This is a genomic window from Catenulispora sp. GAS73 (genome assembly GCF_041262085.1).
Taxonomy (GTDB): Bacteria; Actinomycetota; Actinomycetes; order Streptomycetales; family Catenulisporaceae; genus Catenulispora.
Genome location: NZ_JBGCCM010000012.1, coordinates 231,997 through 245,463 on the forward strand (window position 1 = coordinate 231,997; position 13,467 = coordinate 245,463).

At 71.8% G+C, this 13,467-nt stretch carries 9 protein-coding genes and 1 riboswitch; of the genes, 5 read left to right on the plus strand and 4 right to left on the minus strand.

Annotated elements, in window-relative coordinates; genetic code table 11:
* Positions 1-11: 11 nt before the first annotated feature.
* Both ABH935_RS20205 and ABH935_RS20210 read left to right on the plus strand, forming a co-directional pair.
* Positions 12-1,178 carry a M48 family metallopeptidase gene (locus ABH935_RS20205; RefSeq protein ID WP_370379458.1) on the plus strand — a complete coding sequence of 389 codons (1,167 nt, stop codon included), beginning with the start codon at positions 12-14 and terminating at the stop codon, positions 1,176-1,178.
* Positions 1,179-1,255: 77 nt separating this feature from the next.
* Positions 1,256-1,669: an SHOCT domain-containing protein gene (locus tag ABH935_RS20210; protein WP_370379459.1), complete on the plus strand. Its 414-nt coding sequence runs from the start codon at positions 1,256-1,258 to the stop codon at positions 1,667-1,669.
* Positions 1,670-1,674: 5 nt separating this feature from the next.
* Here ABH935_RS20210 and ABH935_RS20215 read toward each other — a convergent pair whose 3' ends face one another.
* The 3 genes from ABH935_RS20215 to ABH935_RS20225 form a co-directional block, all read right to left on the minus strand.
* On the minus strand, positions 1,675-2,301 hold the full coding sequence (locus tag ABH935_RS20215) for a uridine kinase (protein WP_370379460.1): 627 nt from the start codon (positions 2,299-2,301) through the stop codon (positions 1,675-1,677).
* Positions 2,302-3,414: 1,113 nt separating this feature from the next.
* A complete protein-coding gene (locus ABH935_RS20220; protein ID WP_370379461.1) occupies positions 3,415-6,000 on the minus strand; it encodes an ABC transporter permease in 2,586 nt (861 codons plus the stop codon).
* A 203-nt stretch (positions 6,001-6,203) separates the two neighbouring features.
* Positions 6,204-7,412 (minus strand): cation:proton antiporter, encoded by a 1,209-nt coding sequence (locus ABH935_RS20225; protein ID WP_370379462.1) that lies wholly within the window; start codon positions 7,410-7,412, stop codon positions 6,204-6,206.
* Between the two features lie 88 nt (positions 7,413-7,500).
* Between ABH935_RS20225 and ABH935_RS20230 the strand changes: the two genes are divergently transcribed.
* On the plus strand, positions 7,501-7,971 hold the full coding sequence (locus tag ABH935_RS20230) for a type II toxin-antitoxin system PemK/MazF family toxin (protein ID WP_370379463.1): 471 nt from the start codon (positions 7,501-7,503) through the stop codon (positions 7,969-7,971).
* Between the two features lie 119 nt (positions 7,972-8,090).
* Here ABH935_RS20230 and ABH935_RS20235 read toward each other — a convergent pair whose 3' ends face one another.
* Complete coding sequence (locus ABH935_RS20235; RefSeq protein WP_370379464.1) at positions 8,091-9,089, minus strand: transglycosylase SLT domain-containing protein; 999 nt, start codon at positions 9,087-9,089, stop codon at positions 8,091-8,093.
* A gap of 11 nt (positions 9,090-9,100) precedes the next feature.
* Positions 9,101-9,252: riboswitch (cyclic di-AMP (ydaO/yuaA leader) on the minus strand.
* 261 nt (positions 9,253-9,513) lie between these two features.
* Here ABH935_RS20235 and ABH935_RS20240 point away from each other — a divergent pair.
* Together ABH935_RS20240 and ABH935_RS20245 are read left to right on the plus strand one after the other, a co-directional pair.
* Complete coding sequence (locus tag ABH935_RS20240) at positions 9,514-12,531, plus strand: AAA family ATPase (RefSeq protein ID WP_370379465.1); 3,018 nt, start codon at positions 9,514-9,516, stop codon at positions 12,529-12,531.
* A gap of 192 nt (positions 12,532-12,723) precedes the next feature.
* Complete coding sequence (locus ABH935_RS20245) at positions 12,724-13,434, plus strand: DsbA family oxidoreductase (protein WP_370379466.1); 711 nt, start codon at positions 12,724-12,726, stop codon at positions 13,432-13,434.
* Positions 13,435-13,467 lie beyond the last annotated feature (33 nt).

Below are 13,467 nucleotides of genomic sequence, written 5' to 3' on the forward strand. Positions count from 1 at the left end.
ACACTGGACACGTGGATTACGTCGTCCAGGACTTCACGCCGGAGCAGATCGAGCGCTCGCGTGCCTACAAGCGCGAGGTGCGTCCTCTGCGCCTCGTCTCAACCGTCCTCGGCCTGGCCGTCCCGCTGGTCCTCGGCCTGACGCCGGCCGGCGCGGGGCTGGTCAGGGCGGCCGGGGACCTCGGCGGTGGCGGATGGGTGGCCACCGCGCTGCTCGGCAGCGTCGCGCTGTCGCTGCTCGGGCTGGTGCTCCGCATCCCGCTGAGCATGTGGAGCGAGACGGTCAGCCGGCGCTGGGGCCTGTCCAAGCGCGGCTGGGGCCTGTTCGCGGCCGACACCGCCAAGGGCTTCGTGATCGGCGCGGTGCTTACCGCGGCGGCGATCGGCGGCTTCTATCTCCTGATGCGCCACGGCGGCGGCGCCTGGTGGGTCTGGGCCGCGCTGGCCGCCGCCGCGTTCGCGGTCCTCGGGTCGTTCATCATGCCGGTGCTGATCGAGCCGCTGTTCAACAAGTTCAAGCCGCTGCCCGAGGGCCCGCTGCGGGATCGGCTGATGGCGTTGGTCGCGCAGTCCGGCGTACAGGTCAAGGAGATCCTCGTCAGCGACAGTTCCCGGCGTACCACGGCCGCCAACGCGTACGTCTCCGGCTTCGGCAAGACCCGCCGGCTGGTCGTGTGGGACACCACCACCGACAGCCTGGAGAACGACGAGGTCGCCGCGATCGCCGCGCACGAGCTCGGCCACGCCGCCCGGCGCGACGTCCTGGCCGGGACGGTCTTCGGCGCGGTCGGCGCGGCGCTGGGCGTCGCGGTCCTGGCGGCGGCGCTGCACTGGTCGCCGCTGCTGGACGCGGCCGGGGTGCACCACGGGGCCGATCCGCGTTCGCAGGCCTTGCTGCGTGCGGTGCTGGTGGTGATCGGCCTGGTCGGGGAGCCGTGGGGACTGGCATACAGCCGCCACGTCGAGGGCCGCGCGGACGGCTACGCACTCGACCTGTTCCGCGATCCCGACACCATCGTGCGCATGGAGCGTGCGCTCGCCGTCCAGAACATCGCCGACCTGGACCCCCGCCGCTGGGAGGTCCTGATGCGCTACACGCACCCGCCGATCCCCGAACGCATCGCGCACGCGCGCCGCTGGGCAGCGGAAACAGGGGTGGCTATTCCTAAGCCCCTCTAAGCCCGGTCTAAGGATCCGCGCGCACCTTGGAGGTGGGACACAGTGCGTATACGGATAGCAGAAGGAGGTGGAGGCCCATGTATCGCGGACCTTGGTACGGTCCCGGACACCATGTTCATGAGGGCCTCGGTTGGGGTGGTTGGTTGCTCTGGGTGCTGTTCATGGTCGCGCTCTGGGCGTTGGTCATCATGGCGGTCGTGTGGCTGGTGCGCAGCTTCACGCACCGCGGACCGGTGACGGCGCAGCGCGCGATGCCGGTGCACGGCGGTCCGCCGCCGTGGCGCGAGGGCGGGACGGGGACGGTCCCGGCCGAGCAGATCCTGGCGGAGCGGTTCGCCCACGGGCAGATCGACGAGCACGAGTACCGAGCCCGGCTCGGGGTGCTGCGTGGGGAGCAGCCGATGGCGGCGCAAGCAGGGCCGCCGGCTCCGCCCACGCCTCCGGCACCACCGACGCTTCCGGATCCGCCGACGGAACAACAACAGGGTTAGCAGGATCAGAAGTACAGCAAAGCGGGATGCCGAGGGTCGTCCATCCGCGCCGTCAGGGACGCGGCGCGCGATGGATCGGCCTCGGCCTCGTACCGCTTGTAGGCGGGCAACGTCCAGGCCATGGCCTCAGGCGTCCGCCGCCTCAGCGCCCCAGCGGAGAGCCACAGGTGCACCTCCACATCGAACGGCAACCCGATGCCCATCAGGAACGTGCCCTCGACGATCAGCACCCCACCCGCCGGCAACTCAACGTACTCGGCCCGACTGGCGCGATCGCGCTCGGCGTTCCACAGCGTAGGCAGCACACGCCCCGAACCCCCGGGCCCCAACGGATCAAAGACCTCACGCCGCAGACCCCTCAGATCCAGCCACTCGGCATAGAACGCATCGGGATCCTCCCGCCCGTGCTCCAACCGCAACGACCGCGGCCGCAGAAAGTCCCCCGCCGACACCCGCAGCACAGGCCGCCCCGCCCCGGCCAGCACCTCCCCAACAGCCACTGCAACATCGGCCGTCCCCGCCCCCGGCGCCCCATCGACGGCCAGCCGCACCCACGGATCCGGCGCACGCGCACCCACCAGGTCGGCGATCCGCTCGGCCAGGCGCTCCGGCGAGATGGGCTCAGCTCGCATCAGGCATCACATGCTTCATCCGCAGACTCCCGCACCGCCGCGCTCGGCGAAAAGGCGCGCCACGCCCACGCGCCACCTGCTCTCGCACGCCACGCACGCGCCGAATCCGGCCCGCCGCGCCCGAACAGCCGCGCCCCGCTGAGCCTGGTGCTCCGCGCCCGCGCATCCTGCCGGCCTGCATCCTCGCCGCCCGCACAGCTGTGGACTTGCCGCAGCCGTGCACTGCCGCGCTCCCGCCGAGTCCGGTGCTCCGCGCCCGCTCATGGCCGCCGCCCCGCCCGCCGTGCTCCCATCGAGTTTTCGCGCTCGCGCATCCTGCTGGTCCGCAATCTCGCTGGCCGCCCAGCTGCGCACTTGCCGCAGCCGCGCACTGCCGCGCTCCCGCCGAGTCTGGTGCTCGGCGCCGCCGTGCTCCGATCGAGCTTGCCGGCGCATTCCGCTGGCCTGCATCTCCGTGCCAAGCTGCGCATTCGCCGCAGCCGTGCAGCGCCGCGCTCCCGCCGAGTCCGGTGCTCCGCGCCGCTGTGCTCCGATCGAGCTTGCCGGCGCATTCCGCTGGCCTGCATCTCCGTGCCCAGCTGCGCATTTGCCGCAGCCGCGCGCGCCGCGCTCCCGCTGAGCCCGGTGCTCCGCGCCGCCGTGCTCCCATCGAGCTTGCCCGCGCATCCCGTCGGCCTGCATCCTTGCCGCCCGCCCAGCGGTGCACTTGCCGCAGCCGCGCAGCGCTCCCGCCGAGTCCGGCGCGCCGCGCCCGCGCATTCCGCTGGCCTGCATCGCCGCCTGCCCAGCGGTGCACTTGCCGCAGCCGCGCACTGTCGCGGTCCCGCTGGGTCCGGCGCGCCGCGCCCGCGCATCCTGCTGGCTCGCGTCCTCGCCGCCTGCCCAGCGGTGCACTTGCCGCAGCCGCGCATCGGCGCGTGCCTGCCGAGTCCGGCGCGCCATACTCGCGAATCCCGCTGGCCTGCATCCTCGCTGCCTGCCAGCTGCGCACTCGCCGCAGCCGCGCATCGCCGCGCTGATGCTGGCCCCGGCCCGCTGCGCCCGTGCATCCCGCCGAGCCGCATCCTGCCTGCCGCCGTGCCTGGCATCCGCGCCGGGTCCCGCATCCAGCTCTCACGAATCCGCAATCGCCGCGACGATCGACACCGAAGCCGCCCGCCGCCCCGGCAGCACCGAGGCCGCCAGTCCCGCGACCGCCGCCAGTGCTACGTAGCCGATCAGCGTGAAGACTGGCACCGACAGCACCGCGCCGCCCTCGACCCGTCCGATCAGCGACTCCAGTGCGCCGGCGATGCCGACCCCCAGCGCCACTCCCATCAGTGCGCCGACTGCCGACATCAGTACCGCCTCCACCGACAGCATGCGGCGCAGCTGGCCGCGCGAGAGTCCGAGGGCCCGTAGCAGTGCCGACTCGCGCGTGCGCTCCACGACCGATAGCGACAGTGTGTTGGCGATGCCGAGGACCGCGATCACCACCGCCAGGCCCAGCATCGCGGTGAACAGTTGCAGTGTCGCGTCGGCGCTGCCGGTCAGTGAGTTCTTCTTCTCCGCGAGGCTGCCGGTGTGCAGGAACGGGTACTGCGACACCACCGAGTCCACCGCCGCGCGTGAGTCGGCCGTCGGGACGCCCGGCGCTGCCAGGATGCGAACCTGGGTGTCGCCGAGCGGCTTGAAGGTCTCCAGGAACTGTGCGCGTGGCAGCAGGACGTCGTACCAGTCGATGCCGTGGCCGGTGAAGACCTGGTAGATCACGGCCACGTGGCCGGTCACCGGGCCGGACTGGGGCGACTGCACTGTGATCGTGTCGCCGACCTTCACGTGCTGTGCGGCGGCCATTTCGTTCGACAGGGCGATCGTGCCGGGGCCGAAGTCGGCCAGTGAGCCGGACTTCACCACCGGCTTGAAGAGCGTCCCGTACGCCGAGGACTCCACCGCGCCGACGTCTACCGAGGTGCCGTTCAGTGAGGCCTTGGTGCCGTCCAGGGCTGCGACGTGCCCCAGTTGCGGCTTGGCGCGCAGCTGGTCGGCGACCTGGAACGGCACCGTCTGCCCCGAGCCCGGCGGGTCCACGGAGTAGTCGTACGGGTTGTGCGAGTCGATCCACTGCGACTGCGTCACCGTCACCGAGTCCTGCGTCACCGTGAACAGCGACATCAGGGTCACCCCGATGGTCAGCGCGGCGGTGGTGGCCGCGACCCGGCCGGGGTTGCGGCGGGCGTTGGAGCCGGCCAGCTTCGTCGGGGTGCCGAAGAAGCGTCCCGGCAGCCAGCCGAGGGCCCAGATCATCGGCCCCACGATCAGGGGCCCGGCCACGATCAGCGCCGCGAACACCAGGCCGCCGCCGCCCCCGATCAGCTTCACGCCGCCGAGCAGGTCGCCCTGTCCGGTCCCGAGCACCGTCAGTACGATCCCGACCACCCCGAGCGCCACCGCCACCAGCACCCGGGTACGCCCGATCCGGCCGGACGTGGTCTTCACCTCCTGCTGCGTGCGCAGCGCCTCGATCGGCGGGACGTTCGTCGCCGCGCGCGCCGGCAGCACCGCCGAGACGATGGTCACCACGAACCCGACCACCATCCCCAGCGCGATCACCCCGCCGGACACCACGATCCCGCCCGGCGGCAGCTTGGTCGAGCTCACCGCCGCGACCACCGCGTGCAGCGCCTGCGCCACGCCGATCCCGGCCAGCACGCCCAGCGCCGAGCCGACCAGCCCGACCAGCGCCGCCTCGGCCACCGTCGCGCCGAACACCTGCCCCTTGCCGGCGCCGATGCAGCGCAGCAGCGCCACCTGCCGGATCCGCTGCGCCACCAGGATCGTGAACGTGTTGTAGATGACGAACGCCGCGACCAGCAGCGCCACTGCCCCGAAGACCTCCAGGATCTGCGGCACGTTCCCGGCGATCGACGCGCGGTGGCCCAGCACGGCCTTGGTGTACTGCGTACCGGTCAGCACCGTGAACTGCGGCCGGCCGCCGAGCGCCGAACTCACCTGCGAGGCCAGGTGCTGCTGCGAGACGCCGCCGCGGGCGTGCAGGTCGATCTCGTCGTAGCTGGCCTTGCCGGTGACCTGCAGCACCACCTGCGGCAGCAGCCCGACCAGCGTCCAGCCGTTGGCGCGGTTGTCCACGCCGTACTCGGCGATCCCGGCCAGCCGGAAGCTGCGCACCGTCGAGTCGTGGGCCACGACCCGGATCGTCTGCCCGATCTGGAGCTTGTGCTCGGCGGCGGTGTCCTTGTCGACGACCGCGTCGTCCGGCCCCTTCGGCCCGGTACCCGCGATGATGTTGCCCGGATACAGCGCCGAATCGGCCGGGAACGCGACGGCGTTGCCGGTCAGGCCGTCGGTGCGCATCGCCTGGCCGTTCGCGTCCAGCAGCGGGGCCGGGCCCTTGACCTGCCCGCTGACCACCGCGTCCGAGCCGACCTGGGCCTGGATCCGGTCCACCACCGATGGCGTGAGCAGCGACGGCGGCGTCGGCGGCGCCGTGGTGTTGGCGTACACGGCCGAACCGGTCTGCTGCACCGCCACGTCCACGTTCTGCGCGGCGCGCGCGTACCCGTAGTTGAAGGCCTGGTTGATGGACCCCGAGAGCAGGAACGTCCCGGTCACGAACGCGATGCCCAGCACGATCGACAGGCACGTCAGGGCCAGGCGCACCGCGTCGGCGCGCAGCCCGGCCAGCACTACCTTCGGCATGCGCACCTCCTAGGTCGGTTGACTTCTCCAGGTCCGGATCATCGTAACTATCCTGGCGTGCCGGGCGCCGGGTCGGCATCGGTCTAAGGACGGGTTCTCAAATGCCCGCCATCCGCCCACAGGCGTAGATACCGCAGCCATACGGCAGTCGTACCACCGCCATAGCGTCGTCGTACCGCCGCACTGCCGCCGCACCGCGCCCCTCACCAGCTCTCGGCCGCCTCCTCCCGCCCCTGCGCAGTCCGTGTGTCCCCGCTCACCTTCAGCGCCAGGAACGGATAGAGCAGCACCGACAGCATCCCCGCCCCGACCATCGCCGCCGCGGTCGAGGCCTTCAACGTCCCCCGGTCCACGCCGATCGCGGTGATAGCCACGATCAGCGGCAGGCCGGTGGCCGCGTACAGCGCGATCGCGCGCCGCCCCCGCGCACTCACCCCGTCCGGCGCGCTCAGGAAGCTCGGCACACCGCGCGTGACCAGGAACAGCCCCAGGAACAGCGGCACCAGCCCGAGCGTGGCCCAGTTCGAGGTCAGCGCCTTGAGGTCGTAGCCGATCCCGGTCTCGATGAAGAACACCGGGATCAGGAACCCGAACCCGACCGCCTCCAGCTTCGCCGTGACCCGCTCGGCCCGCTCCGCGTCGCCGCTGTGGAACAGGATCCGCATGATCACACCCGCCGCGAACGCGCCGAGCAGCATGTCCACCCCGAGCGCCACAGTCGCACCGATCATCAGCAACAGCAGCGCGATGACCAGCCGGACCGCGAACTGCCCGGAGGTCTCCATGGTCAGGTCGGCCAGCCGGTTCACGGCCGCGTGCTCGCCGCGCACCGCCACTACGATCCCGACCCCTGCGATCAGCACGAACGCCGTCAGATAGACCATCGCCTCGCCGGGCTTGCGACCGTCCAGGAACAGCGTCATGGCGATGATCGGCGCGAACTCCCCGACCGCGCCGACCGCCATCACCACGTTCCCCAGCGGCGTGCCGACCTCGCCGGCGTCGCGCAGCACCGGCAGGATCGTGCCGAGCGCGGTGGTGCTCAACGCGATGCCGACGATCACCCCGCTCTTCGCCGTCGGCGCCACCAGCACGCCGAGCCCGACGCCGAGCGCCACCGACACCGCCCAGCCGGCCAGCGCGCGGTTCAGCGGCCCGCCGCGCAGCCGCGCGAAGTCGATCTCGTAGCCGGCCATGAAGAACAGCATCGCCAGGCCGAACTGTGACAGCGCGTGCACGTAGTCGTCGTCGTGGGCCCAGCCCAGCACGTCCGGGCCGACCAGGATGCCGAGCACGATCTCGAAGACCACCAGCGGCACCGGCGCCCTGCGGCCGGCCAGATCGGCCAGCGGCGGCGACAGGACCGCGATGACCGCGACCAGGACCAGGGTCCCCAGAGAGTGCGTCGTCACACAGGGATTGTCCGGGCCCTGCGGTGCGGCGGGACGGAGCTCAAGGCGGTTGGCGGCCCCGCTCACTCTTTTGGCATAGTTCGGCGCCATGGCAGAGCATGAGCACGACCAGTGGGGGAACTCGCCCGGCCGGTTCCCGCCCTTTGACACGATCGAGATCGACCCGCACAAGATCGGCGTGGTGCACACGGAGTGGGATCCGGAGGAGGACCACCACCCGGATCCCGGTGAGATCGTCTGGACCTGGGTCCCCTACGAGGAGCACGACGGCCGCGGCAAGGACCGCCCGGTGCTGCTGGTGGCGCGCGGCAAGGCGACCGGCAACTTCCTGGCGATCAAGCTGACCAGCAAGTGGCATCCGGACGCCGAGAACTGGGTCAGCGTCGGCACCGGCGACTGGGACCGCGACGCCCGCGAGTCCTGGGCCGTGATCGACCGCGTGGTGCGGGTGCACCCCGAGGGCATCCGCCGCGAGGGGCACGCGCTGGACCGCGGCGACTTCGACAACGTCGTCGGCCACCTGCACAAGCGTTACGGCTGGACCGGCGAGGGCTACTAGGCCGGCGCCTTTCACACCCACGCCGTTCCACGGCCGAAGCCCCCGAGCACGGACGCTCGGGGGCTTTCGGTTTCCGGCGCAGGGGAGTCGCCGGGGTTCTTCGGGGGACGGCTACCGGATCAGTAGCCGTACCAGCACGAGCCGCCGCAGCGCGCCGCGACGACGGAGTCCAGCGAGCCGTAGGTGGCCGCCGCGTAGCGGACGCCGGCGATGATGTTGTCCACCGGGTTGTAGATGTTGCCGTGGCCCGGCAGCGCGTAGGCGTTGAACGTCGGGGCGATGGTCTGCATCAGGCCGATCGACGGGTGGCCGGCGGCGGCGTTGGAGTCCCAGCCGTTGGTGGCGCTCGGGTTGCCCGCCGACTCGTGCATCACGGTCTGGTAGATCGCGTTGTACGAGACGTAGTACCCGTTGGAGTTCAGGATCGAGATGGCTTGCTTGATCCAGCCGTCCAGGTTGTTGGCGTACGAGCCGGTGGACGCCGAGGAGGTCTGGTAGCTCTGGGTCTGCGTCTGCGTGCTCTGCGTCGAGCGGGTCGACTGGCTCGACTGGCTCGATTGCGTCGCCTTCACCGGGGCGGACTCGATGACCGGCTGGTTCGAGGTGGTGGCCGCCGGGGCCGCGGAGCCGTTCGCGCTCGGCAGGTTCAGGACCCAGCCGATCAGGATCAGGTTCGGGTCCTGCAGGCTCCCGCCCTTGGCCTGAGCCTTACCGGTGTTGAGCTTGAAGATCTCCGGGTACTTGCTGCCGTCGCCGAGCTTGGCCTGGGCTATGCCGGACAGCGTGTCGCCGGCGTGCACCGTGTAGGTCGCGGCCTGCGGGGCGCTGGCCTTGGGAGCGGCGGCGGCCTTCGGAGCGGCGGCCTTCGGCGCCGCGGCGGCGACCGGGGCGGCGTGCGCCGGGGCCGGAGCCGCGGCGGCGACCGCGGCGGCCACGGCCGAGGCCGGAGCCGGGACCAGCGCCGGGATGTGCGCCGGGGCGGCGGCGGGAGCGGCGTGGGGGGCCGCGGCCAGGGCGGGAGCCGCCGAGGCGAGGGTGGGGACGGCGACCGCGCCGAGGGCGGCGGCGGTCAGGGTCAGGCCGCGGGAACGGCGGCTGAGCACCAGGGGAGTGCGCATGTATGTCGTGTTCTTCCTCTTTGACCGCCTACCGGGTTAGCTGACGGGTTCGGGCGAAAGAGGCTGCCCTACCACTTCGGAAGCGGATTCACCCCATTGGGACGTGGGTCCCCGGTTCCCGTCCGGCGCTTTGCGCGCTTTTGGGATTCGGCGTAGGCGCCGGTGTCCCGATTTCCGGGTCTAGGACCGGCGTGCCTGGTGTGCGACCGTAGCGGGCCGACCCTGGAAAAAGCACGCTGAGATGGTCACGAAAAGATAACAACGCGCTATGTAGCTGCACCTTCTATATCCAGTGATTGATTCGCCGGGGGTATAGCTGGAGGAATCGGGCATAAGGTATTTCGCCGCACGTCAGAGACGCTCCGTGCACGAGCCGGTACTTCGGACTCGCCAATAGGCCGCGCACGGGAGGACACTTCCTTGCGTGAAGGACGCACCAGCGATACTCGGCCGGCAGCAGACGCTCGAGAAATGCATGGCGGCGTTGGCCGCCGGCGGCGGGGTCCTGGTCAGCGGCCCGGCCGGGATCGGCAAATCGGCGTTGCTGGACGCGATCGGCTCGGCGTGCGCGGCCGCCGGGCAGCTGGTGCTGCGCAGCGCCTCGGCGGCGGCCGAGTCGTGGCTGCCGTATCTGGGCCTGTACGACCTGTTCTCCGACGCCGTCGCCTCGCAGCCCGAAGTCGTCCCGTACCACCTGCGCCCCGCCTTCGACGGCGTGCTGATGCGCTCGGTGCCGGACGGCGCGGCCACCGACCAGCTCGCGATCCGCGTGGCGGTGGTCGAGGCGCTGCGGGCGCTGTCCGCGGAGCGTCCGGTGCTGTTGATCCTGGACGACGTGAACTGCCTGGACTCGGCCACCGCCGAGGTGCTGGCCTTCGCGGTGCGCCGGCGCCAGGGCAGCCGGGTGCGGGTGCTGGCCGCCGAGCGGCTGTCGGAGGGACAGGAGCCCACGTGGTGGGGACTCCTGCCGGAGGACGCCGTCGAGATCGCGCTGGGCAACCTGCCCGGTCCGGTGGTCTCCGAGCTGCTGCGGACCCGGTTGGGGCTGCGGCCCACGGACAAGCTGTCGCAGCGGATCCGCGACGCGAGCGGCGGGAACCCGTTCTACGCGCTGGAGCTGGGCCGTGCCGCGCTGCGATCGGGGACCGTGGTGCAGCAAGGCGACCCGCTGCTGGTGCCCGAGCGGCTGCGCGGCCTGCTCGCCGACCGCCTGCACGCGCTGCCGAAGGCGGCCCGCGACGCGCTGCTGCTGATCTCGACGGCCGCGCGGCCGCCGCGTGAGCTGCTGGCGGGCCACGAGTGGGGCCTGTCGCAGGCGCTGGCCTCGGGCATCATCGTCTCGGGACGGGACTTGGAGCCGCGGTTCGCGCATCCGTTGCTGCGCGAGATCGTGTATGCGGACGCTGACATAGAGGCCCGCCAGGAATGCCACGCGAAGCTCGCGCAGGCGCACGACGACCCGCTGGAGCGGGCCCGACACCACGCGCTGGCGACGTCGGAGGCGACCGAGGAACTGGCCGCGGAGCTGGAGGAAGCGGCGCGGATCGCGGTGCACCGCGGGGCGCCGGGGACGGCTGCGGAGCTGTACCGGATGGCGGCTGAGCGGACGCCGGCGGATGGCGGCATTGGCGTTGTCGGTGGAGGCGCCGGAGCCGAAGCCCGAACCGCGACCGAAACCTCGGCTCGGGGTGGCTCGGCATCGGCGAACGGTAGCGTGCAGGCGGCGAATGGTACCGACAAGCTGTCGGTGTCCTCGACGAACACAGCGTTCGCCGAACCGTCGTCGGCGACCACGGAAGTCGGCGAAGCACTGGCGAATGGCAGCGCGGCATCGGCGGACGCTGATTCAGGCTCTGATTCAAGCTCCGACCCGGGCCCTGACACGGACTCCGAAACGGGCCCGGCCGCAGCGGTCCAAGCCGCGCACCGCTTCCTGGAAGCCGCCCGCGCCGCCTTCGACGCCGGGCTGCCGCGCCAGGCCCGGGAAGCGGCCGAAGCCGTCGCGGCCGGGCCGGACCCGGCGTGCCGCGTCGGCGCGCGCCTGCTCCTGGTCGAGCTCGACGACGACATATCGACGCAGGCCGCCCTGCTCGAAGCCGCCGAGGCGGACGCTGTCGGGCGTCCTGACCTGCAGGCGCGCGTCAGTCTCCAGCGCGCCGACCACGCCTTCCGCTCCGGCTCCGTCGAAGCCGCGCTGACCGCCCTGGCGCGTGCCGAGGAGTACGCCCTGGCCACCGGCGACCGCAATCTGCGCGCGGAGTCGATCGCGATGCGCGTGCCGACCGAGATCCAGACCGACCCCGAGCGTGCCATCGAGTCGCTGGAGGAGGCGGAGGCCCTGGGGTTGGGCGGCGACCTGACCCTGCCGTCCATCGCGGTTCGCAAATCCCTGATCATCTGGTTCCTGCGGCGCGGCGACGTCGCGGACGCGCTCGCCACCGCGGCCCGGCTGCGTGCCGATGTCGAGCGTGCCGGGCGGCTGCGCGACCTCGGCGACGTGCTGCATCTGGTGGCGTCGGTCAACGAGCGCGCCGGCCAGTGCCGTCAGGCGCACGAGGCGGCGTTGCTGGGCAGCCGGCTGCGGGCCGAAACCGGTTCCTCCAGCGTGCAGGCGTTGATCCTGGCCGCCGCGGCGGAGCTGTCCAACGGCAGCGCCGAAGCCGCTGTCGACGTGGCCCAGCGCGCGATAGAGGCGGGCACCGCCTCCGGCGACTCAGAGTTCACCGGCTACGCGCACGCCTTCCTGGGCCGCGCCGAACTCCTGCTGGACCGTTCGTCGCAGGCCGCGCACCACCTGGCGCGCGGCAGGACCCTGATGCGCAACGTGGGCATGGTCGACCCGGCGACGTTCCTGGTCGACGCCGACCTCGCCGAGACCCTGGCCCGCTGCGGCTCGTTCTCCGCCGCCGACCGCATCCTCGACGAGGCCCAGGAAGCGGCACGCCGCCTGGAGCGCGACGTGGTGAAGCTCGGCCTGACCCGGGCCCGCCTGCTGCGGCACGGCCTGGCCGCCGACGCCCGCGAAGCCGCCGACCGCCTGCGCGCCGCCATCCCCGCCGAGCACCCGTACCCCCTGGAGATAGCCCGCGCCGAGGTCACCCTCGGCGAACTGGAGCGCCGCGCCCGCCGCCGCGCCGCCGCCCGCACCGCATGGGAATCGGCGGCGACGGCCTACGCGGCGGCCGGCTGCGGCCCCTGGCTCCGCTTCGTCCAGGGCCGCCTGGCCCGCCTGGACACCCCGGCCGAACCGCTGAGCGCGACCGAGCGCCAGATCGTGGAACTGGTCCGCTCCGGCGCGACCAACCGCCAGATAGCAGCGGCGCTCCAGGTATCGGTGAAGGCGGTCGAGGGCAACCTGACCCGCCTGTTCCGCCGCTTCGGCGTCAGCAGCCGCGCCGAACTGGCCGGTGCCGAGCCCGTGGCCCGAGTGGAGCACGTCTGACGACCGAGCCGGGGCTACGTGGCTGAGGCCGCGCGGCTTGCATCACGTGGCTCGCGTCACGCGGGGCCGAGGAATTCCGCGAGGTAGTTCACCGTTGAACAAAGCGTGCGGGCCCCAACCCCCTCCGGGCCCGCATCTCAACTTTGAACCGCCAGTAGTGACCCGCCCCTAGTCATAAGGAAGTGAACCGCCGTGCGCGTCGAGATCTGGAGTGACGTCGCCTGCCCCTGGTGCTACATCGGCAAGGCGCGCTTCGAGCAGGGCCTGCAGGCCTTCGACCACAAGGACGACGTCGAGGTGGTCTTCCGCTCCTTCGAACTGGACCCGCAGCGCGCCAAGGGCGACACCGTCCAGGTGCTTCCGATGCTGGCGAGCAAGTACGGCATGAGCCTGGAGCAGGCCAAGCAGGCTGAGGCGCGGGTGGCGGCGAATGCTGCTGACGCTGGTCTGGGCTACCTGGCTGAGGGCCGGGATCACGGCAACACCTTCGACATTCACCGGGTTCTGCACTTCGCCAAGACGCGTGGCAAGCAGAACGAGCTGCTGGACCTGGCATACCAGGCCAACTTCGCTGAGGAACGCTCAGTCTTCGACGACGAGCGGCTGGTGGAGCTCGCGGTGCAGGCCGGTCTGGATGAGACCGAGGTCCGTGCCGTGCTGGCCGATGCGACCGCTTTCGCCGCCGACGTGCGCGCCGACGAGCAGGAGGCGCAGGCGCTGGGTGCGAACGGCGTGCCGTTCTTCGTGCTGGACCGGAAGTTCGGGGTCTCCGGCGGCCAGCCCGCTGAGGTCTTCACCCAGGCGCTGCAGGAGGCGTGGGCCGCTCAGTCGCCGGCGCTGAAGGTCGTCGGCGAGGCGCCGGAGGGCGCGGTCTGCGGTCCGGATGGGTGCGAGATTCCGTAGCTGGGCTCGGTCACAGCTTGTGGCGGCCGCGCA